This is a genomic window from Synoicihabitans lomoniglobus (genome assembly GCF_029023725.1).
Lineage (GTDB): Bacteria > Verrucomicrobiota > Verrucomicrobiia > Opitutales > Opitutaceae > Actomonas > Actomonas lomonigloba.
Genome location: NZ_CP119075.1, coordinates 150268 through 173074, shown reverse-complemented (window position 1 = coordinate 173074; position 22807 = coordinate 150268). Strand labels below are relative to the sequence as shown.

Annotated in this window: 13 protein-coding genes; 9 read left to right on the top strand and 4 right to left on the bottom strand. The window is 62.6% G+C overall.

Going from position 1 to position 22807, the window contains the following annotated elements:
• Window positions 1-65 precede the first annotated feature (65 nt).
• On the bottom strand, window positions 66-962 hold the full coding sequence (locus PXH66_RS00670; RefSeq protein WP_330929307.1) for a hypothetical protein: 897 nt from the start codon (window positions 960-962) through the stop codon (window positions 66-68).
• A 143-nt stretch (window positions 963-1105) separates the two neighbouring features.
• On the opposite strand from PXH66_RS00670, the gene PXH66_RS00665 reads away from it, so the two are divergent.
• From PXH66_RS00665 to PXH66_RS00655, 3 genes are all read left to right on the top strand, one after another.
• Complete coding sequence (locus PXH66_RS00665) at window positions 1106-3523, top strand: ABC transporter permease (RefSeq protein WP_330929306.1); 2418 nt, start codon at window positions 1106-1108, stop codon at window positions 3521-3523.
• A gap of 273 nt (window positions 3524-3796) precedes the next feature.
• Window positions 3797-5317 carry an SLC13 family permease gene (locus PXH66_RS00660; RefSeq protein ID WP_330929305.1) on the top strand — a complete coding sequence of 507 codons (1521 nt, stop codon included), beginning with the start codon at window positions 3797-3799 and terminating at the stop codon, window positions 5315-5317.
• Window positions 5318-5625: 308 nt separating this feature from the next.
• Complete coding sequence (locus PXH66_RS00655) at window positions 5626-7677, top strand: cytochrome-c peroxidase (RefSeq protein ID WP_330929304.1); 2052 nt, start codon at window positions 5626-5628, stop codon at window positions 7675-7677.
• Window positions 7678-7749: 72 nt separating this feature from the next.
• On the opposite strand, the gene PXH66_RS00650 is transcribed toward PXH66_RS00655, so the two are convergent.
• Window positions 7750-10119: an FtsX-like permease family protein gene (locus tag PXH66_RS00650; protein ID WP_330929303.1), complete on the bottom strand. Its 2370-nt coding sequence runs from the start codon at window positions 10117-10119 to the stop codon at window positions 7750-7752.
• A gap of 591 nt (window positions 10120-10710) precedes the next feature.
• Here PXH66_RS00650 and PXH66_RS00645 point away from each other — a divergent pair.
• The 6 genes from PXH66_RS00645 to PXH66_RS00620 all read left to right on the top strand — a co-directional run bounded on the left by PXH66_RS00645 (window position 10711) and on the right by PXH66_RS00620 (window position 19451).
• Window positions 10711-10965, top strand: a complete 255-nt coding sequence (locus PXH66_RS00645; protein WP_330929302.1) for a DUF433 domain-containing protein — start codon at window positions 10711-10713, stop codon at window positions 10963-10965.
• Window positions 10962-11294 (top strand): DUF5615 family PIN-like protein, encoded by a 333-nt coding sequence (locus tag PXH66_RS00640; RefSeq protein WP_330929301.1) that lies wholly within the window; start codon window positions 10962-10964, stop codon window positions 11292-11294. Before PXH66_RS00645 ends, PXH66_RS00640 begins: the two co-directional genes overlap by 4 nt.
• A gap of 268 nt (window positions 11295-11562) precedes the next feature.
• A complete protein-coding gene (locus PXH66_RS00635) occupies window positions 11563-14073 on the top strand; it encodes an ABC transporter permease (protein ID WP_330929300.1) in 2511 nt (836 codons plus the stop codon).
• 125 nt (window positions 14074-14198) lie between these two features.
• The gene (locus PXH66_RS00630; protein WP_330929299.1) at window positions 14199-15107 is read left to right on the top strand and encodes a choline/ethanolamine kinase family protein; all 909 of its coding nucleotides are present in this window, start codon (window positions 14199-14201) and stop codon (window positions 15105-15107) included.
• Between the two features lie 155 nt (window positions 15108-15262).
• Window positions 15263-17677 carry an ABC transporter permease gene (locus PXH66_RS00625; protein ID WP_330929298.1) on the top strand — a complete coding sequence of 805 codons (2415 nt, stop codon included), beginning with the start codon at window positions 15263-15265 and terminating at the stop codon, window positions 17675-17677.
• Between the two features lie 103 nt (window positions 17678-17780).
• Window positions 17781-19451 (top strand): hypothetical protein, encoded by a 1671-nt coding sequence (locus PXH66_RS00620; protein ID WP_330929297.1) that lies wholly within the window; start codon window positions 17781-17783, stop codon window positions 19449-19451.
• Here PXH66_RS00620 and PXH66_RS00615 read toward each other — a convergent pair.
• Both PXH66_RS00615 and PXH66_RS00610 read right to left on the bottom strand, forming a co-directional pair.
• Window positions 19426-20214: a 3-keto-disaccharide hydrolase gene (locus PXH66_RS00615; RefSeq protein WP_330929296.1), complete on the bottom strand. Its 789-nt coding sequence runs from the start codon at window positions 20212-20214 to the stop codon at window positions 19426-19428. The two genes, PXH66_RS00620 and PXH66_RS00615, sit on opposite strands and share 26 nt — an antisense overlap.
• Window positions 20215-20248: 34 nt before the next feature.
• Window positions 20249-22804 carry a hypothetical protein gene (locus tag PXH66_RS00610; RefSeq protein ID WP_330929295.1) on the bottom strand — a complete coding sequence of 852 codons (2556 nt, stop codon included), beginning with the start codon at window positions 22802-22804 and terminating at the stop codon, window positions 20249-20251.
• Window positions 22805-22807: the final 3 nt, after the last annotated feature.

The following is a 22807-nucleotide window of genomic DNA, read 5'->3' as shown; positions in this document are numbered from 1 at the left end:
GCTTTACGCCCAACAGTTTCACCCGGCACGCGATGACGGGGCTGCCTCGGGAAAACGGCGCTCCCTCAAACGTCGTCGCCCGTTCCCGGCGCGGTTTCGCCGGCGAGGGCTTTGTCGATCCAGCGGCGCAGGCGCATGAGGCCGTCGGTGCGGTCTTTGATTTCGGGCTTCATGCCATCGAGCAACGTGATGACCGTGGCCGCGTAATCGTGCGCCGTCGCACTCATGAGTTTGGGCAATTCAAAGGGATTCATCTCGCCTTTACGGATCATGGACCGCGCTTCGATTTCGAGTTCGTTGGTCGAACCGCCGGTCGCGCCGGGATCGCCCTTGCCTTTGGTGAATCCGCCGCCGGCGCCACCCGCCGCCGATTTGCCGCCGAGCTCTTCGTCACGCTCGCCGACTTTGTCTTCGCTGGAGGATTTTTCAGATTTGCCCCGCGCCTGGCGGTCGATGGCCGCCGGATAGTCCTTGCCGTCGCGTCCCGTGACGCGTTCGGCTTTTTCGATCTGACCGCTCTTGGTGAGTTCGGTCCGGACTTTGCGCACGAGTTCGCCGGACACTTTGCAGACGTCGGCGAGGTAGGCGTTGGAGAGATCGGGCCATTCGCGCAGCGCGATATCGGCCACGTTGCGCTTGTCGGCGTTGGTGCGGTAGAGGCCGTTGGTGGCGTTGGCGCCCAGGGCATGCTTGAGCGCGTCGCTGCGGCTGCCGGGTTGCACATCGGCTTCGATGGAGGTGCCGCCGTTGCGCTTGATCGCGAGCAACCGGTGAAACCCGTCGGCCAGCCAGTATTTGGAACCGTCGTAGTAGAGCGTGATGGCGGGAAACTCCGCGCCTTGCGCCATCTCCTCGGCGTAGCTCTCAATCGCGTCGTCGCTGGTGGCGACGCGGGTCTGGGTGCCCCCGTAAATATCGATGAGGTTGAGGGAAATGGTCTGGCGTTGGGCGGGAGGCGTCATGGCGGAGAAAAGGGCGGCGTTTGTGGATTCGGCTCCGGGGCCCAAGCAAGGGAAATCCCGCCCCGATGGAATATCTGTAACTTTTGGCCTCGGCCGGGGGTAAGTGAATCTGAACCCGCCCTCGCTTTCTGCCGCCTGCCCCCATGAACACGTTTTCCTTCGCCGTCCGTTCTTTGCTCAAATCGCCGGGATTCACCGGCATTGCCATCCTCACCCTCGCACTCGGCATCGGCGCCAATACCGCCATGTTCAGCCTGCTGAACACGTTGATGCTGCGACCGGTGCCGCTGCCCGACGCCGATCAGGTCGTGCAACTTTATCGCACCACCAACCAAAATCCCCGGGGCGGATTTTCTCCCGCCGACTATCAGGACCTGCCCGACACCACGGCCGATTTTGGCTCCATCGCCGCCGTCGCCGGCTGGGGCATGAGTTTGTCCGAACCCGGTCAACCCGCCGACATGGTCAACAGCGCGCGCATCTCGGCCAATTTTTTCCCCACCGCCGGGGTCGCTCCATTCCTCGGTCGCGGCTTTCGCACCGAAGAGGAAACGTTTGGCAATCACCGGGTGCTCATCATCAGCCACCCCTATTGGCAGGACCGCTTTGCGGCCGACCCCGACATCGTCGGTCGCGTGGTGCGGGTCGACGGTGAATCCCACGAAATCGTGGGCGTGCTGCCCGCCACCTTCGATGACCGCCGATTCTTCGGCCAGGTGAAGTTGTTCCGCCCGCTCGGGTTCAACGCCGATGAAAAAACCGATCGCAACTCCCAATGGGTGGGCCTCATCGGTCGACGCAATGCCGCGGTGTCCGCCGCGCGGGGTGAAGCATTCATCGCCAATCTCGGCACCCAGTTCGCCGCCGATCACCCGACCGCCAACCAAGGCGCCGCCTGGCGCGCCGTGCCGCTCGAGGACACGTTCATGAATGACACCGGCCGCAGCATCGTCGGCATGCTCGTGGGACTGTCCTCGTTCGTCATGCTGATCGCGTGCTCGAATCTCGCCAATCTGTTGCTGGCGCGCACCATCTCCCGCTCCCGCGAATTTGCCGTGCGCGGTGCCCTCGGGGCTTCCCGCGGACAGTTGCTGCGACCGCTGATCGCCGAGTCGCTGCTGCTCGCGCTGGTCGGTGGGGCATGCGCCATTTTAGTCGCGATCTGGACCGGGCATTGGCTCACCGCGACGATCGATACCGGAGGCAATGGCGCTTTCATCCTGGCGCTTGATTGGCGCGTGCTCGGGTTTGCGGCACTCGCTTCGCTGGTCACCGCGCTCGCATTCGGACTGGCGCCGGCGTTGTTTGCGCTGCGTCTCGATATCAACGGCACATTGAAAAGCGGCGCCCGCGGTTCCACCGGCAGCCGCGGTTCACAACGCGTGCGCAGCCTGCTGATCGTGGGTCAGTTCGGTCTCGCCTTTGTGCTGCTCGCCGGCGCGGGCATGTTCATGCAAGGCACGCGCAGCATGCTCGACCGCCACTACGGCTGGGACGCCGACAACCTGCTCACCGGCACCGTGCTGCTTCCCGCCGCCACTTACCCGGGCGCCGAGGAAATCGAACCGTTTCAACGCCAGGTGATCGAACGACTGGAGTCGTTACCCGGGGTCGAATCCGCAAGCTTGTCCTACGCCATGCCGTTCTTCGGCTTCACCGGTCCCAACCAATTTTTGGTCGAGGGGCAGGAAATTCCGGTGGCCGGCCAGGAACCCGGAGCGCGGGTCAACGGCATCACGCCGCACTATTTCGCGACCACCGGCACACCCGTGCTGGCCGGCCGCACGTTCACCGACAACGACACGCTGGAAAACCCCAAGGTGGTGGTCATCAACGAATCGATGGCGCGCGGACTCTTCGGCGAAGAAAACCCCATCGGACGCCGACTGGCCCGAGCCGGCACCGATGAAATCACGTGGATGGAAATCGTCGGCGTCGTGGCCAACACCCAAAACGTTTTCCCCGAGCAACCCATCAACGATTTTCAAATCTATCACCCCATGGCCCAGGAGCCGTGGCACTACAGCTGGATCGCGCTGCGCACGCGCGGGGTTGACCCGGTCACGTTGATCGAACCGGTGCGCCAAACCATGACACAACTCAATGCCGACCTGCCGGTGCGCGACCTCATGCCGGCCGAGGACTTCATCGCTCGCGCCACGTCGGACTTTGGTCTGATCAACACGCTGTTGGGGGCCTTTGCGCTGCTCGGACTGGCGCTCGCTTCGCTCGGCATCTACGGCGTGATCGCTCGCACCGTGGCCCAGCGCACGGGCGAGTTTGGCATCCGCATGGCCTTGGGCGCCCAAGTGGGCAACATCGTGCGATTGGTGCTCAAAGCCGGCCTGCGGCTCGCGCTCATCGGGGCCACCCTGGGCCTGCTGGGAGCGCTGGGCCTATCTCGTCTGCTCGCGACCATGTTGCCCCGCATGGACCTCAACAGCAGCATCGTGATCGGCCTCGTTACGGTTGGGTTGGTCATCGTGGCGCTCGTCGCCTGCTACCTGCCCGCCCGCAAGGCGGCGCGAATCGATCCGGTCAAAGCGCTGCACACGGATTAGGCGGACGACGTCGCTAAAGCCAAGGTAACGAGTTCGGCGGTTTCGGCGAAACCGCCCTACCTCGGGCACCACGCGCATGCTACGCGGACCGCGGCCACGTAGATCGCAGGTTCAGGTAGGGCGTGCTCGCCGAGTGCGCCTCCGCAGTCGCTATTCAACCGGGTGAATAAATATGTGGCGGTTGCGGCGTTGCCATGCCGCCGGTGACGGCGCTGCATTTGACGCCAGATCGATCAAGCTCGTCGCAAGTGACGAACTCGCCCCCCGCTCGCCATGCCCCCTGCCCGCGCTACCCCGCCCGCCTCCTCTTCTGCTCCTCGCTTCGGACTCCGCCAGCAAATTGGCGCGGTGTTGGGACCGCTCGTATTGATCCTCACGTGGACGTTGCCCGCCCCGGCCGGCATGAGCGACGAGGCCTGGCGCACCGTGGGGGTGGCGGGACTGATGGCCATTTGGTGGATTTCGGAAACCGTGCCGATTCCGGTGACCGCACTCCTGCCCATCGTGCTGTTTCCGCTCGGCGGCTTGGCCCCGATCAAAGAGGTCATGCCGCCCTACGCGAACCCGATCGTGTTTCTGTTTCTCGGCGGGTTCCTGCTCGCCCTCGCCATGGAACGCACCGGCCTGCATCGACGCATCGCGTTCGGATTGATCGGCGTGCTCGGACTCCGCCCGCGTCGCATCATTGCCGGGTTCCTCATGACGGCCGCGCTGTTGAGCATGTGGGTCAGCAACACCGCCACCGCGCTCATGATGTTGCCCATCGCCATTTCGGTCATCGCGCTTCTGCCGGAAGAGTTGCGTGATAAACCCGAGAACCGCGCCTTCGCCACCGCACTCCTGCTGGCGGTCGCCTACGGTGCGACCACCGGCGGCATGGGCACCCTCATCGGCACACCGCCCAACGCGTTGCTGGCGGGCTTCATGGCGCGCTCGTATGACATCACGATTGGCTTTGGCCAATGGATGATGATCGGTGTGCCCGTCGTGCTGATCGCCCTGCCTATCGTATATCTGGTGCTTACGCGTTTCGTGTTTCAGGTCGGCGAAAAGCCGATGGCTGCCGTCGGCGAACTCATTGCGAGCGAACGCGCCAAACTGGGGCTGTTTCAAGGCGCGGAACGCACCGTCGCGATCGTGTTTAGCCTCACCGCCCTGTGCTGGGTGTTCCGTCCGCTGCTCGCCGATTTCGTGCCGATGCTCAACGACACGACCATCGCCATTGCCGGCGCGTTTGTGCTGTTTCTCCTTCCCGATCGTGATCGGCCCGGACAACCCATCATGAACTGGGCGACCGCCCGCGCCTTGCCGTGGGATGTGTTGTTGCTGTTCGGCGGCGGACTGAGCCTCGCCGGACGCATTCAATCGAGTGGACTTTCGGTTTGGTTGGGCGATCAAACGGCCGGCCTCGGCGGATTGCCCGTCATCCTCATCGTGGCGATCCTGTGTTTCGGCATCCTCATGCTGACCGAACTCACCAGCAACACCGCCACCGCCGCCACGTTTCTCCCCGTGATCGCGGCCGTGGCGATCAGCCTCGGCCAGCATCCGATGCTGCTGCTCGCCCCCACCGCCCTTGCCGCCAATTGCTCCTACATGATGCCCGTGGGCACCCCGCCCAACGCCATCGTGTTCGGCAGTGGATCGATCACCCTGCCGCAAATGGCCAAGACCGGCCTGTGGCTTAATCTGTTGCTCGTCCCCATCATCGTCGGCGTCCTGTGGCTGCTCGGCCCGCTCGTCTTCGGTATCGAAGTCAACGTCCTCCCCGATTGGGCAATCGTGACGCCTTAGTTTTCGAACGGGAGAGGTAGGGCGTGCTCGCCGAGCGCGCCGATGTCGAGTCGACGGACTACAGGATCGGCGGTTTCGGCGAAACCGCCCTACCATCAGTCCGGGTTAATCGGCGAAATCTGTGATCAACCATTGATCTTTCGGGACGAGTAGATTGAGGCACAAAAGATTAAGCGTCTGTAAAGGCAGCGGCCAAATGCGGACCATTTGCGGGAGAATAATTAAGCCGGTGTAAAGTCGGGTGCGTCGACGGAACGCGGCTTCCTAGGGTCCGGTCACTGCGCGGAAATCCCGTCCCGTTTCCTGTCATGACCCTGCGACTCCCTTCCCTTCTTTTACTCGCCGCCACCAGCTCGTTCATCGCCTCGGCGGAGACCGTTCCGGTCCTGCCGGAGATCCCTCACGACTACGCCGGTCTCGTGCTGCCGGGTCATTTTTTGACCAACGAATTTCCCGATGATTCGCCGTTTCAAAACGCCGTCATCGACAACGACAACACCCCGGCGTCCAACCCCACCACCAACGACGGTGCCACGCTCGGCCGTGTTCTCTTCTACGACCGCAAACTCAGCGCCAACGGCACCGTGTCCTGCGCCTCCTGCCACGAACAGGAACACGCGTTTTCCGATTCACGCCGCCTCAGTCTCGGCTTCGACGGGGGCACCACGCGCCGACACTCCATGGGCCTCACCAACGCCCGCTTCTACGATCCCGGCAAGTTCTTCTGGAACGAACGCGCCGACACCCTCGAAGATCAGGTGCTGATGCCGTTTCAAGATGAAGTGGAAATGGGCCTTACCCTCGAACAACTCGTCGCCCTCGTGGCCGGTGAGGACTACTATCCAGAGCTGTTTCAAAACGCCTTCGGCAGCCCCGACATCGATGCCCCGCGCATCGCCCGCGCCCTCGCCCAATTCGTGCGCAGCATCGTGAGCGTCAACAGCCGCTACGACCAGGGCCGCGCCACCGTGAGCAACCCGCTCCAACCCTTCCCCAACTTCACCAATCAGGAAAACCAGGGCAAAGCCGTCTTCATGAACGCCGGCAATCGTCCGGTCTCGTGTATCGATTGTCACACTACGGAAGCCTTCATCAGTCCCGCGCGCGGCACGTCCCACGCCAGCGCCACCTCGGCCGCCACCAACAACGGACTCGACCGTGTCTCGACTGACGATCTCGGCATCGCCGAAGCCACCGGCAATGTCGACGACACCGGCAAGTTCAAAGTCCCTTCCCTGCGCAACATCGCGGTCACCGCTCCCTTCATGCACGACGGGCGTTTCGACACGTTGCAGCAGGTCATGAACTTTTATGACAACGGCATTCAAAACCACGCTCAACTCTCCGACGTGCTCGTCGGCCCCAACGGTCAGGCGCGTCGCATCAATCTCAACAACAACGACCGCAACGCCATCATCGCCTTCCTCAATACCCTCACCGACGAAGCCTTGCTCACGGACGAAAAATTCAGCGACCCTTTCGTCGAAGTGCCCGATGTGATCGACGAGGATCCGAGCCCTGCCATCGAGGATCCCGTATCCACCACCGCGCACCTATCCAACCTGTCCGCCCGGGCTCGCGTCGGCTCGGGCATTGATGCTCTGGTCGCCGGTTTCGTCGTCACCGGCACTGCGCCGAAAACACTGCTCATCCGCGGCATCGGCCCGGAGCTGGCGACCTTCGGCGCGACCGATGTCGTCGCCGCTCCGACCCTGCGCCTCTTTTCCGGTGAGACCGAAATCGCATTCAACACCAGCTGGACCACCGCGCCCAACGCCACCGCGATCGCCGATGTCAGCGCAACCGTGGGCGCGTTTGCCCTTCCCTCTACCGGAGCCGACAGCGCCGTGCTCACCACGGTCGAGCCGGGAGCCTACACGGCGCACTTGATCGACCCCGACGGCGCGCCCAGCACGGGGTTGATTGAAATCTACGCCGCCGACACCAACGCCGCCACCGAGCTCACCAACATTTCCGCGCGCGCCACGCTGAGCCCCGGCGGCGAAATCATCATCCCGGGATTCGTCGTCACGGGCGAAGGTCCGAAGACGTTTCTCATCCGCGCCATCGGTCCCAGCCTCAGCGAGTTCGGCATCACCGACGCCCTCGCCGATCCGCAACTCACGATCTACGCCGACACCACCCTCATCACCACCAACGATGACTGGGCCCTCTCCGGCACCGCCGCCACGACCGAGGCGACCTCCGCCGCCGTCGGCGCCTTCGACCTCCCGGTGAACAGCAAAGACGCCGCCGTGACCGTCACTCTCCAACCCGGCCCCTACACCGTCCACGTCGGCAGCACCGACACCACCGGCGGCACGCTGCTCGTCGAAATCTACGCCATCCCGATCCCCTAACCCGATCGCCGAGCACCATCGGGAAAAGGAAGCCGAAAAGGCTCTAATCTACGGCCCGGCACCGTCTCCGGCTCACACCTCGTTGAGGACTTCGCGCGGCTGGATTCCCATGACCTGTCGGGCGGGCAAATAGCTCGCGATGAGACTCACCAAGCCTGTGACGGCAACCACCGCAACGAAAGCCGGTCTCGCGTCACCATTCGTGCCGGGCAAAACATCCCGCAGGTAACCCGCGAGCCAAAACGACAGGGCGCCGCCCATCACCAATCCCATGGCGGCCAACCGGATCGACCGTCGCACGGTGCGCCATAACAAGCTCTCGGGCGTAGCCCCGATCGCCAAACGGATACCGAGCTCCTTACGTTGCAATCGCACCCATTGCCGGGTCATGAACCACGTGCCGCAGGCCGCCAGCAGCAGCGCCGCGCCCGCCAGCGTCGCCGTCACCCGCAACGTCGAATCCACATCGACAAACGCGCGAGCCTGCGCATCGGGAAAAAACTCCACGTCACCGGCGACAAACTCATTGCCCGGATCGCGCAACAGTGCGGCGAAGCCGGCCAGCACCGAACGCGGATCACCCGCCGTGCGCAGGTGCAACGCCATGCGGTTTTCGTAGTGCCCAATCGCACAAAGCGGTCTTATCGGCGTCCACGGGGATATCGCAAAATCCCGCACCACACCAACGATACGGACACTCGTCCCGCTGCCCCACGGCAGAAACTCGGCCCCGAGCACTTCGTGATTGGTGCGGTCGGGCCAGAACCGTTCCCGCATCGACTCGTTGATAATGGCATACGCAAACGGATACACGATCTCATCGAGGCGGAAGTCGCGCCCTGCCACAAACGGGACGTCGAGACTCGCGAACCAACCATCGACCGAAAACGTGCTGTTGGCAAAGCAATGGTCGGCTTCGACCGCCGGATCCCAACGCTCCGTGCGGATCTGCGTGCTGCCCGCGCCGCCCAACGGTCGTCCCCGTGCCATGCCCGCACTCTCGACTCCGGGCAACGCCCGCGCCCGCTCCAACAGCTCCCGGACCACGGTCGTCCGTCGTTCGCCGAGCACACTCTTTAAGTGGATGTCCGCGTAGACCAAATTCTCCGTGCCGATGCCCGGGTCCCACCGCAACGAAGCGCGCAACGACTGCAAGAAGAGGAAACAACAGGTCAGCAACACCGCACAAAATGCGACCTGACCGACGATCAGTCCCTGCGCGACGCGCGTGGACACCGTGCCGCGGGCTCCCGATTGCAGTTGTTCGCCAAACGGCCGGAAACTCATCTGCAACGCAGGCACCAGTCCGCCGCCCAATCCGAGCACCAGCGTCACCATCAAAGCCCATCCCAACGCCCGCCCGTCGAAGACCACGTCCACCGCGCGACCAAATTCCAATTGATCCACCAAGTGAGTGAGCCCCAACGCCGCCACCGTGCCGAGCGCGCCGCCGATCAACGCGATGCTCATACTCTCGCCAATCAAGAGACGAAACAGATGGGCCGGCGTGGCTCCGAACGACTGACGCACCGCAAACTCCCGCTGTCGCCGATAGGCATTGGCGAGCAGCATGTTGCCGACGTTAAAACAGGCCACGAGCAACAATCCTGCTATCAGCGCTGCGATGGTGTAGCTCTTGGCCACCAGATCGCCCAATTCTTCGGCGGCGGCAGCAGCGTCGGGCTTGAGGGTCATGCCGATGCTGATGTCGGTCTCCGGATACTCGGCCCGCAGCCGCTCGCTCAACGCCGTCAACCGGACCCGCGTTTCAGGCAGATGAGCCGGATCCGCGATCCGGGCCACGACCGTCTCGCTGTTGAAATTGCGGTTGTCATAACGCCACGGCGCGGAGGCGTGCACCGAAGCGGTCCACAAATCCGGCACCCGCGTGCGTTTCACGCGGTCAAACTCGGCCGGCAACACCCCGACGACGCGAAACGGCACCCCATTGAGATTCACGAGCTCATCGAGCACCTCTCCGCCGCCCAACTGTTGCTGCCAAAACGCGTGCGACAGCACCGCCACCGCCTCGGACCCCGGCAAATAGTCCGCCGCCGCCAGCAAGCGGCCCTGCTCCGGACGCCAGCCCAACACTCCAAACGCATCCCCCTCGACTTCACACAGATCGACGAGATGCGTGCCGCCACCGTGCCCATGACGGTATTCGACCCCACTCCAATGACTGAAACTGAAGATCGGTAGCGGGGCCAGTTCCTCGATCACATCGCGCGTATCGGGCGCGGTCATGATCCCGTCATAGATGCCACTGTCGATCCGATGGAGCTGTTCCCCCGCAAACGTCGGCAGCGGCCGAAAAAGCAAAGCATTGATCAAGCTCGCCGCCGTCGCAGCCAGCGCGACCCCCATCGCCACGACCCCGATTCCCGCCGCGGCAAACGCCGGCTGACGTCGAACAATCCGAGGAATAAACAGCCAGGACATGGGTAAAACGGGGTAGATCGAAACAAGGCGGCACCGCCACAACGGAGCCACCACAAACTACCTACGGACAAAACCAGCCCCAACGCCAGCCTTCCTCATCCGCCGCCACGCGAGACGAACTCCTCCACCGGCTGCCAACGGAGGAACCAGCCAAAGCGAAATATCGCACCACCCAAGCTCCACCATCTAGAATCAAGGATCGCCCCGTGACTCGTCCCAGACGGCCTGCGACGACTCCGCCGTTGTTCTATTTGGATGGCGGAACCCGAATCACAGCGAGGTGAGTTGCCGCTCGGCCACTTCTGACAAAGTGAGATTGGATCGCTTGGCGGCGGCGCGCAGACGTTTGGCCGTAGCCGGAGAGAGCCGCAACAGCACCGGAACTTTACCGGTGGGCTTACGCCCTACGCCCGCTCGGGCACCGCCGTGGAGAGGTCGCAGTTCTTGGGCTGCCGGAGCGGGTCAGATCGTTACTTGTTAACATGGCGAGCGCTGGCGCAATCCTTGCGAATTTTTGTGGCGACAGCTCGGGACGGTCCCAAACCAACTGGACCATTGAATCTCAAGCGCAGTCTTCCCTTTAGCGGCCTCATGCCTACAGTTGTCCTTATGCTCACGACTCCACCGCTCATCTCACGCATCACTGTCGAAGCCGGCAAATGCGGCGGAAAGCCTTGCGTCCGCGGATACCGGGTGCGCGTCAAAGACGTGTTGGAGCTACTCGCGCACGGAGCGAGCTGGGACGAAATTTTAGCGGATTATCCGTTTTTGGAAACCGACGACATTCGAGCCTGCTTGGAATTTGCCGCCGCCCAGAATGACCACGTCGTGTTGAGAGCATCGTGAGGCGGTTTTTGGTCGATAACCAATTGCCGGCTACGTTGGCGCATTGGATCGAGCAAAAGGGAGAACTGGCCTTGCACGTGCTCGCGATCGACCTCGGACAGTCTCCCGACCAAGCTATCTGGGAGCACGCGGCCAAGGAAGATATGGTGATCATCTCCAAGGATGAGGACTTTGCGCAGCTAACGCTGCTGCGACCGGAGCCGGTGCGAGTGGTGTGGCTAAGAGTAGGCAACTGCCGCACCGCCTCGCTGCTCGCGATGCTTGAACCAATCTGGCCAGAAATTCTCTCCCAACTCGACGCGGGAGCTCGATTGGTAGAGGTCCACTAAAGTGAGATCAGACAGTCGAACCGTTTGCGTCCAGCAGCTGGAGTGAAGCTAACCGCAACAGGGTCGCCAACCCCAGCAACAGGGTTTACCGCAATAGGATCAGGCCGAATTTTGAGTTCAGCTCACCCGGTTAATTAAGCACGTTACTCGACCTCCCCCGTCGATTGCCGTTCAGGATTGCTGAAGCTTTCGAAACCGGTCTCCCAGCTCGTGCGCGACGCTCCTTTCCGATGGCTCTTTGCGGGGAAACGGTATTGGCTCTGGTTCCATGAGTGCCGATCACCCCACGCGCCCAGGAAATGCCCATGGTCAAGGTTTCGGCGTGGGCCGACTGTTCGGAGGGCTGGGCGGTGACTTCCGGTTTGCCGGCCGCATGCTGACCAAAAACAAGGGCTTCGCAGCCACCGCGTTGACGACGCTCGCGTTGTGCATCGGCGCGAACACCGCGATCTTTTCGATGCTCTATGCGCTCGTGCTCGAACCCCTGCCGTTTCGCGAGCCCGCCAAAATCGTCGAGGTCTACAACTCGTTCCCCAAGGCGGGTCTCGACAATCTGCCGAGCAACGTCGTGCAGTATCTCGACTTCAAGGAGAACGCGCCGGCGTTTGAAAATCTGGCGCTGTGGCGCGGGGGCGAATCGACCTTGGGCGACGCCGGCGCCGTGACGCGCCTGAACTACGCCGCGGCAACCGCCGAGATTTTCGATGTGCTCGCGGTGCAGCCGTTGCTGGGGCGTTTTTTTAGCACCGAGAATCATGTCCCGGCGGCGGACAAGGTGCTGGTCCTCACGCATTCGTTTTGGCGCACGCAATTTCAAGCCGATCCCACCGTGCTGGGGCGCACCTTGGTGCTCTCAGGAGACACCTACGAGATCATCGGCGTGGCCCCGCCGCGGTTCGAGGCCTTCGACGCGCAGGTCAAATTTGTCACGCCGTTGTCATGGCCGCCGGATCAGGTGACGCAAATGGCGCGCTACGGGGTCAACCCGCGGCTCTACGGTCGGTTGACGGACACAGCGACGATGGGCGCGGCGTTTTCGCAGGTGGCGGCGTTGGAGCAAAAGGTCTACGACGAGGGATCGCCGGGCTTGCGTGATTTCCTCGATCGCACGGGCCATGTGATCGCCGTCGCGACCGTGCATTCGCAACGGGTCGCGCCGGTCAAGGCATCCCTTTATCTGCTGCAGGGCGGCGTGCTGTTTGTGCTGCTGATCGGCTGCGTGAATGTCGCCAACTTGATGTTGGCGCGGTCCAATGCCCGGCAGGGCGAGCTGGCCATCCGGGTGGCGTTGGGCGCGAGTCGCGGCATGATCGCGCGGCAGTTGCTGGTCGAGGGCGCGTTGCTCACCGGGATCGGCGCGCTCATCGGTCTGGGATTGGCATGGTCCGCCCTCGGCACAATCAACCATTTCACCGCGCAGTTGCTGCCCAATGCCTTGCCGTTTGGCTTGGACTCACAGGTGCTCGGCTACACGGCGCTGATCTCCGTGGTGATGGCGTTGGTCATCGGCGTGCTGCCGATCGCACATGTGCTCGGTGGTAATCTCGTGCAAACGATCCAAAGCCAAAGTCGCGGCGCCTCGACCGGCCGGGGCGTGCGGGCGATGAGCAGCGTGCTGGTGGTGTTGCAAATGGCGTTTGCCCTCATGTTGTTGACCGGGGCGGGTCTGCTGATCCGCAGCTTCGCCGAAGTGACCGCGGTGAGCCCGGGATTTAATCCCCAGGAGGTCGTCGCGGCCCGGGTCGCCCTGCCGCGTGAATACCAGCAGGACAACCGGGCGCAACGGTTTGCCCAGCAACTCACCACGTCCTTGCAGGAAATCCCGGGCGTGACGGTGGGTCTGGCCACGGCCACGCCGTTTCTGACCGGCATGGCGATCAATACGATTTCGGTGCGTGACTACGTGGTGCCACCGGGCGCGCCGCAACCGGGCGCGTTTCACTTTGCGGCGTCTCCCGGCTATCTGGCCGCGCTACAAATCCCGCTGCGCGAAGGGCGTTGGTTCAACGAATCGGACACCGCGGAAAGCCGTCAAGTGATGGTCGTGGATGAAGATTTCGCCCGTCGCTACTACCCGGAAGGCAGCGCAGTGGGGCATCACGTGACCTTCGGCCGAACGCCGGAAAACGAGGAGGACTGGCCGGTGATTATCGGGGTGGTCGGCAACGTGCGGCACAACGGCGTCGAAGAAGACAGTGGCAATCCCTACATTTACCACGCCGTCGCGCAGGGCGGTTTCGGAACCTTGAGCGTGTTCCTGCGCACCGCCCGACCGTCCGCCGAGATGGTGGGTTTGCTGCGCGAAAAAGTAACCGCGATCGATGCGACTTTGCCCGTCTATGAAGCCGGACCGATGACGGGGGTCATCAGCCAATCATTCAGCGACCGTCGCGGCATCATGCTGTTGCTGGTGAGTTTTGCCGGCCTGGCGCTGGTGCTGTCGGCCGTGGGCATCTACGGCGTGCTGGCCTACGACGTTTCCCAGCGCACGCGGGAGATCGGAATTCGGGGCGCGATCGGAGCGAGTCGCGAACAAATCGTGGCACTCATCCTCAAACAAGGGCTGTGGAAAACAGGCATCGGGTTGGTGCTCGGTTTGATCGGTGCATTTTCCCTCAGCCGTTTCATGACGAGCCTGCTCTTTGAGGTGAAGGCGACGGACCCGTTGGCCTACGTCATGGTTTCGGTGGTGTTGTTGATTGTCGGTTTGTTGGCCAGCTACCTGCCCGCCCGTCGCGCCGCCCGCATCGATCCCAACACGGCATTGCGGGTGGAATAGGTCCGGCCTTCCCCTCGGACCGCGGAAATGGGTATTGAAATGGTATCCAGGGTTGCAGTTCGTGGTCGTCCCATGGAACTACCGCGGGGCCGCACCGCGTCGCGTTCCCTGCCATCACACTTCGTATGCCCTCCACCCTTCCTGTGCAGATTGAAGCCCTTATTCCGCAGATCCCCGCGTGGCGGAACGCCCGGGCCATCCGTCACGAACGTCTCAGCGGCGGCTACTCCAATGTCGTCCACAAGTTGTTCGTCGATGATAAGACTTATGCTGTCCGGATAAACGGAGAACAGCACCGATTCCTTGAGCTCAACGCCGCGGATGAGGTGGCGGTGATGATGCTGGCGGCGGAGCACGGAGTCTCTCCCCGAGTATTGGAGGTGCCCGCACGGTCGGACGTGTTGATCACCGAATTTATCGATGGCGGAACGCTCTCGGTGGAAAGCGCCCGGGACCCTCGGACGCTGGCTCGCATCACGGGTCTGCTGAAACGGATCCACCAGCTGCCTTATAGCGGCCAACGCTGCAGCACGCCCTTTTCCTTGACCCGGGGCTATCTGCGGGGAATTGCGGAGCTGGGACTGGCTTGCCCGCCGGACTTGGCCGGGTTTCTGGACGAGATGGATCGCATTGAGGCTACGCGTAAAAAGGACCCCGGCTACCGGCAGCACTACTGCCACAACGATCCGTTCACCCACAACCTGTTGGAGGGGCAAGACGGTGAACTTAAAATCATCGATTGGGAACTCTCGGGCCTGGGGGACATCTGGTTCGACCTCGCCACGGTTTCGTTCTCCAGCGGTTTCGATCGACGGTGCGATGAAATCCTCTTGGAGAGTTACTTTGGCCATTACAATGAGCCGCAGCTCCAAACCCTGCACGACATGAAGTTCGTCTGCATGGTCCGCGAAATCGGCTGGGCCCTGATGCACACCGCCTTGGAGCGCAACCGCCCCAATCCGGGCCCCGGTTATATGGACTTCGCCCTCTCCGTTTTGAACCGACTCAAGCAAGGTCTGGTGACGTTGATCTGAACCGAAAAAATAAAGTTGTATCGAAACATTGGTTACGCGGCCATGCGATGCTCCCAGCGGCCGCCAACTGAAGACCTCAACCCTCGAAGCGGTCGGCTTATCCGGTCCCTTTCATCGTTGGCTCGGGCGGGGGCGTCGGGCAGACTGATCGGCTCATGCAAACTTTGCGCTTTGCTTTGCGTCGGCTCGCCGCTTCCCCCGGCTACACGCTCACGGCCCTGCTGACCCTCGCCCTCGGCATCGGCGTGAACACCGCCATGTTCTCGGTGGTCGATGCTTTGCTGTTTCGCAGCGCCCCGTTTCCGGAAGCCGACCGCATCGTGCAACTCACCGGTGCCGTGCCCCAGGGCCCGCGTCAGGTATTTTCCTTCGAGGAGGTGCAGGAGATTCGCGCCGGATCGACGGCCTTCGCCGCGCTGACGACCTTCAATCGCACGCAGTTCGTGGTCGCCGAATCCAACCACGCCACGGAACGCCTGGGCGGGGTGCTCGCTTCCGCCGAGATGTTCGAAACCTTTGGCGTGCAGCCGATGCTCGGACGTGCCTTCACCGCCGCCGAGACCGAGCCGGGGCGCAACGATGTCGTTCTGCTCAGCCACGCCTTTTGGCAACAACGCTACGGGGGCGATGCCGCCGTGCTCGGCCGCACCCTGCGCCTCGACGGCCGCAACGTGACCATCATCGGCGTGATGCCCGCTCACTTCGATTTCAACAAACTCTGGGGCCGCACCGCGATGTGGCAGCCGATCAACTTCACCGCCGAGCAACAGCAATGGCGCGACTATCGGACGTTCACCCTGATGGGGCGACTGCACGACGGTGCCACCGCCCACGCCGCCGCCCACGAACTGGCGGCGGTGGCCAACACTCAGCAATCGGCCCACCCTGACCTGTATTCGGGACTGCGATACCAGGCGCTGGCTTTGCCGGAGGCGTTGTCCGATTCGCTCGGGCGTCAGATTTCGTGGATGCTGCTCAGCCTCGCCGGATTCGTGTTGCTCATCGCCTGCGCCAATCTCGCCAACCTGCAGTTGGCTCGCGCCACGTCCGGACTGCGCGACCTCGCCATTCGCACCGCCTTGGGCGCGTCGCGGGCGCGCTTGATCACCCAGCAATTGGCCGAGTCGATCGTGCTGGCATTGGCGGGAGGTCTGCTCGGCATCGTTATCGCGCAGGGCATCAATCGCGTGGTCGAAAGCCAATTGCTCATCGACGGTGCGCCCGGTCTCGATATTCGCCTGAACGGCGCGGTGCTCGCGCTCACGCTGGCGGTCGCCGCGTTGACGGGCGTGGCATTTGGGATCGTGCCCGCCTTGATCGCCACGCGCGTCGACCCCAACGCCGCACTTAAAAATCAATCCCGCGGGTCCACCGCCAGTCGGGGCACGCGGCAATTGCGGCACGCGTTGATCGTCGGGGAAGTCGCGCTCGCGTTGGTGCTGTTGGCCGGGGCCGGCCTGATGCAGCGCGGGTTCGCCCAGTTTCTCCATCGCGACGTCGGCTGGGACTTCAACCGCGTGCTGACCGCCACGCTGCCACTCTCCGGCACCCTTTACCCGACCGATGCGTCTCGCCGCGAACTGTTCGAGCGATTGGAAATCAACCTGCGCACCTTGCCTGGTGTCGACAACATCGCCATTGCCACGTCGCTCCCCGTCGAGGGCTACAGTGCTGATCGTCAGGTGCTGATCGAAGGCCAGACCCCGGGGGACTCCGCCGTGCTGCCCAGTGCATTTCACGCGATGGTCACGCCGGACTTCTTTGCCACCATCGGTCTACCCCTGGTCGAGGGTCGCCTTTTCGCGCCCGACATCAAACGCACCGATCCGCATGTGGTCGTGATCAACCAGTCACTGGCCAATCAACTGTTTCCCCATCAAAGCGCCGTGGGACAACGCCTCGGCAGCATGGACAGCGGGATCGCGTATTGGTCCGAAATCATCGGGGTGGTGCCCGACGTCGAGGCGGCGGCCAACCTGAGCAATCCATCCACCCGGTTCGTCGTCTACAAAGCACTCGTGCACGAGCCCTGGGGCTTCGTCTATCTGGCGGTGCGCAGTCAGGCACCGGCCTCGTTGATCGAGCCACTACGCCGCGCGATTCTCGCCCTCGAGCCCGACCTGCCTCCCGCCGCCGTCGCCACGGTGCCGCAAACGGTCGATGCCAATCACCACAACCTGGTGCTCGCGGCCAGAACGCTGACGGCGTTCGCATTGCTGGGTCTGGCATTGGCCGCGGTGGGCATCTACGGCGTGATCGCCCATCTCGTCACTCTGCGCACGGCGGAGTTCGGCGTGCGGCTGGCCTTGGGAGCGTCTCCGCGCAACGTTTTGCGGTTGGTGCTGCGCCAAGGCCTTACGCTGACCGTCATCGGCCTGATGCTGGGACTGGTGGGCGCATGGACTCTGGGTCGATTTCTTCACGGCATCATGCCCCGTCTGTCCACCGCGGCGCCGGGCACCATACTCGCCCTCGCCGGGCTCTTGCTGATCGTGGCCGGTGTGGCGTGTTACTTGCCCGCCCGCCGCGCGACCCGGGTCGATCCACTGGACGCACTGCGCAGCGAGTGAGTCAGCACACGCCGACACGTTGGCATCACGCCGGGACCCACCGGACGCCCGTGGTAATCTCAACCTGACTTGAAAATGCGACGGTGTTACCGACTGTGGGGAGATGGGTGATTCTCAACTCCAGGTAACGGCAGGACCGATACGCACGCGCAAATCAAACCGTTTTTCCCAGCAATGGTTGGGAGGTCGTTGGCGCAGCGCGCTGGTATGCCTGGCGGTGGGTCTGCTGACCGCGAGCGAGGCGGTCGCCGAGACACCCGCGAACGCTGTCACCTACGAGGCGTTCGGGGCGGTCGGAGATGGCGTGACCGATGACCTTCCGGCCATTTGTGAAGCCCATGCCTACGCCAACACGCACGGTCTGCCCGTGCGGTCGAATCCCGACGCAACCTACCATCTGGGACGGCGCGCGCTTACGGCGGTCATTGAGACCAATACCACCTGGTCCACCTCGCGCTTCATCATCGACGACAGTCAGACGGTCGAGAACCACAAGCGGTCGCTATTCGAAGTGCGGTCGCGCCTGCAGCCGGTGCCGCTCGCCATCGATCGGCTCACACGCGGCCAAGATCGCCTCGATGTTAGACCCGCAACCGACTGCCTCGTGTGGGTGGAAAACGAGGACCGACGCATCTTCATTCGCCGCGGTCTCAATCAGAACAACGGCACCGCCCAGCAGGAGGTTTTCATTCTCCGGCGTGACGGCTCAATCGAGGGCGCGATTGATTGGGACTACGATACGGTGACGCAGGTGGAGGCGCGGCCCATCGATCCCGAACCGTTGGTCGTGCAGGGCGGCCGGTTCATCAACATCGCCAACCGCATGCGACAAGAAGTGGGTTACAATTATTGGGCCCGCAACATCGCGATCACTCGTTCCAACACCGAGATCGTGGGACTGGTGCACGAGGTCGTGGGCGAGACCGATATCGGCCACCCTTACCGCGGGTTTCTCAGCGTGGAGCGGTGCGCCAACATCACGCTGCGCGACTGCTCGATCGACGCCCGCAAGACGTATCAAACCATCGGCTCGGCTGGGAAGCCGGTGCCAATGGGCAGCTACGGCTATCACGCGTCGTTCGTGGTGAATTTTCGCATGCTGGGCTGTCGGTCAAACGACATTCTCGACCGCACGCGGTGGGGCGTCGTCGCCACCAATTTTATGAAGAACATTCTGGTGGAGGATTGTGAGCTTTCCCGGATGGACGTGCACATGGGCGCGTCCGGTGACTACATCATCCGCCGGTCCACCCTCGGTTACATGGGACTCAACGCCATCGGCCGGGGTCGCTTGCGCATCGAGGAATCGACGCTGCACGGTGACAGCTTGGTGAGCTTTCGATCCGACTATGGATCGACGTGGCAGGGCGAGCTGCTGATCCGCGACAGTCGCTGGCTACCCCGAGCCGATCTCGGCGGGAATCTCTCCATGTTCCATATGAACAACGACGGCACCCACGACTTCGGTTACACCTGCTCCATGCCGGAGTTGATTCGCATCGAGGGCCTGTTCGTCGACGACTCTGGTCTCGAGAGCAACGAGATCGGGATGGCGTTTTTCAATGACCCGATCGGTCCGCCGCGCGCGGAGCGACCGTTCCCCTACCTCCTCACGAAGCGGCTCGAAATCAGCGATCTCACGACCGCCCGCGGCCTGCCGAGGCGGGTGAGTGACAACCCGGCCTTGGTCGAAGCGATCACAGTCGTGGCGGCACCAGATGTGGTGGCAGCCGGCGCGAGCGATCGCCCTACTCCGCCAACGGACGAATCATGATGTTGCGGAACCACACGGGTTGTCCCTCCGCTTGCAGGGCGATGTGACCAAAGCTGATCTCGCGGGGCACCCCGGCGGCGAGCAGGCGTTGCGCATCGGGGTCGGTATCGTCGAGCACGGGATGCGTGTAGCGTAGCACTTCCACGCCATTGACCCGATGAATGACCTCCTCGTGTCCGTGCACCTCGATTTCAAAGTGCACCCATTCGTCCAACGGGAAGAGCTGTGACGTGGAGTCCACAATGTGCGCGGTCGTCGGTTCGCCGTTGAGCGTGAGATGCGTGCCGGGCGTGCAGGCGTTGCCGGTTTGCCTTCCGGCCTGCGTGCCTTCGGCGAGGAACTGACCTTCCAAGCTGACGGGCCAGGATTGGCCGACCGTCATGCTCAAAGGCGATTGCGAGTGAATCATGACGCCACTGTTGCGGCCGGTCCACACCGGCGCATCCGCCATGACTTGGCCGGTCAACTTGTAGTCCAATTTGAGCACGTAATGGGAATACGCGCTGTTGGTGTAGAGGTGGCCGAACTGCTGGTTAAAGAGCTGATAATCGTCGTAGACAACTTTGATGATACCGTCCTCGACGCGATAGGTATCGCGGTAGTTTTCCCCCACCGGATGTCCGGCGATCTTCACCGTCCACCCGTCCAAATTCTTACCATTAAAAAGCGGAATCCAATCGTTGGTATCGCTGGCTGCGCTCACCGTGAGGGAACAGGCCAATAATCCGATCAACTTAAACAGGCGAGGGGAAGAGACTTTCATGGGGTGGGGGGAATGGAGGGGAGTGGAGGCGTCATCATTCAGGCATCGGCAACACGATGCGAGTCACAGTCACAGAACCTTGGCCGGATTTCGATGGCCCCGCTGGTCGCAAGGAGAGCTGCAAGTGCTCAACATCTTCCAGACGCACCCGATCACCGGGAGCACCTCGGCCACGGGCGGGATACATCCAATAGGCCCAGTTGTTGGGATAACCCTGCGGCAACATCACGGCCGGCGAAAGACGCAAGTCTGCGAGCGCGACATCGAGATGGGTTTCCCCGTCAGGCAACGCGATACGCGTGCTCCACGCGGTGCCATCGACTTCGACCAGCGTGAGAATCGCCGGCAAAGGTTTGCCTTGGGACTTCATTTCAATGCGCAACCGTTCAACGCGCCCGAGATCTGCCCGTCGATCGATGATGCGTTCCTTGATCGACAGCGACGCCGTCAAATCGCGCCCGCCATCGGCATCCGCGCCGGTGGCCGCGATTTGAAATCCGTTGGTGCCGTTATCCGTCAAGTGCCCATACACGCGCTTTCGCAGCTCCCAATCCGCCCGGCTGTAGACCATGCGTTCCACATCGCCGGACTTGGCATCGAACAATACCACGGGCGCTTCGGCCGATACGATCGAGAGTCGAACAGCGGCCGGGTCCGACGGCGCGATCGCGACAATCTCTTCCCCGACCTTGGCCCCAAAACCCAACCGCCACCCCCCCACCCCCAGCACACCGGCGGGCAAGGTCGCCGCGTAAGTGTAACGGTGTTCGCGCGGCAAGGTGAAGCGGTGCTCCGCGCCGTCGTCTGAACGTGCGATCACGGCAACTTCTCTCGCCAGATTTGCGGAAATGACATCAGCCCGCACGATCACGGTTTCGCCACTCGCGAACGTGGTGCGCATTTGTGGTCGGATTTGTGCGGGTAGTTCCGGAGCTGCGGGGCAGACAAACTCGCGCAATCCCACGGCACCGATCATGGCGGGCAACGCGGCCGTATCCACTCTGTCGTGACGACTCAGCACGTAGACTCCGGGCTTCACGCCGAATGTGCTGCGACGGGCCGTCGCCTCGTGCTGATTACCGGCATCGAGTGGCGCCACTTGAAACGTCTCACCAAGTTCGACAAGTCGCACGGTCATAGGCCATTCGCGCGAAACGAGCCGCGACGCGAGTTGCTTCGCATCCCACTCCAGCGCGAACGGGTCCGCCACCATCTCCGCGTCCGGATAGACTTCGAGTCGCCAGATCCCGGCGCCCAGTTTGTCCAAAAAGTAGGCGCCCGAACCCTCGTAGCTCACGATCGGCGAACTGCCACTTCCGACGATGCGCTCCAACTTATCGGTTCGGGTCGGAGCCGATGCCGTGTCGTTGGCATGCATGAAGACCTCGTCGGTCACCAGCTCGCTGGAGTCTTCTTCGTAACTCACGCGAAAGGGCCCGAAGGTGCGGTTGGCCGGGTAGTCACCGTAACGCGAATCCGCCGGAATTCGGCGCATGACCTCAGCCGCGATAATCGCACTCACCGCTTTTTTGGGCGAATGCACCAAGTTCAGCCAATGCGTCTGCCACCCGGCATTGGTGGGCGCGGTGGCCAGCATGTCGTAGGAAAACATGGCCGCGAACTGCGCCCCGACGCCACGAAACGCCCGCGCCATGGCCGGATACATGTAGCCCGAATCCATGTCGCCCGAATCAAACTCATACACGATCAACGGCAGGTCCCGCACATCGGGCCGCAGCAAAGGCGTGTAATCATCGACGGTGCGCAGGTAGTTTTCGGTGAGCGCGTGTTTCGAATTCAGGCCCGTGGGATACCAGCCAAAACTGCCGCCCTGCACCTGCGAAGCGAGCGTTGGCGGGATGATGTCAAACGTCTGACTGATGTTGTGAAACGTGACTTTTTCGCAGCCCGTATCGCGCACGGCCTGCACCAGCGCATTGATGTAGTCCACCGACCCCGTGAAATCCTCCGGATGATGCCACGGCTCGTTGATCATCTCGACGAAGAGGATCTGCGGTTCGTCCTTGAGCGCCACGCCGGTGTAGGGATTCACGTGCTCCAAAAACTGGTGCAGGTAATTCACCTGCGCCGCGATCGCGGCCGGATCGAGCCCCAGCACGCGTTTTTCGTAGTGCGCGGCAAACCCCGGATAGTCGCCGTCGGACGGTGCATCGGGCCACCACGCCGAGTAGGTGTGGATGGGATTGAAGAGGATGAAAATACCGCGTTTTTTCGCCTGATAAATCGCGTAATCGAGCACATCGATGTGTTCGTTGACGATGAGATTGCCCGCGATGTCGCTGCTCTCCCAATCGCCCCAGGTCGCCAATCGCACCCCATCCCAACCCATGCGGGCGAAGTGCGTGAAATCCTGTTCCACCAGTTGTTTACGATCAACCCCCAGGCGACCCGCCGCCCGGAAGTCACTGGCCGATCCGAGATTGTAATTAGCCCCGAACAGCGCGACCTCACGGTCATCGGCGCGCCAACGGATCACACCGCCGTCATCGAGATAAACCAGCTCCTCGGCTCGGATTGAAACCACCGCTACGAGGACGATCAGAATGCAAAGTAAGGTCGGGGTTTTCATTGT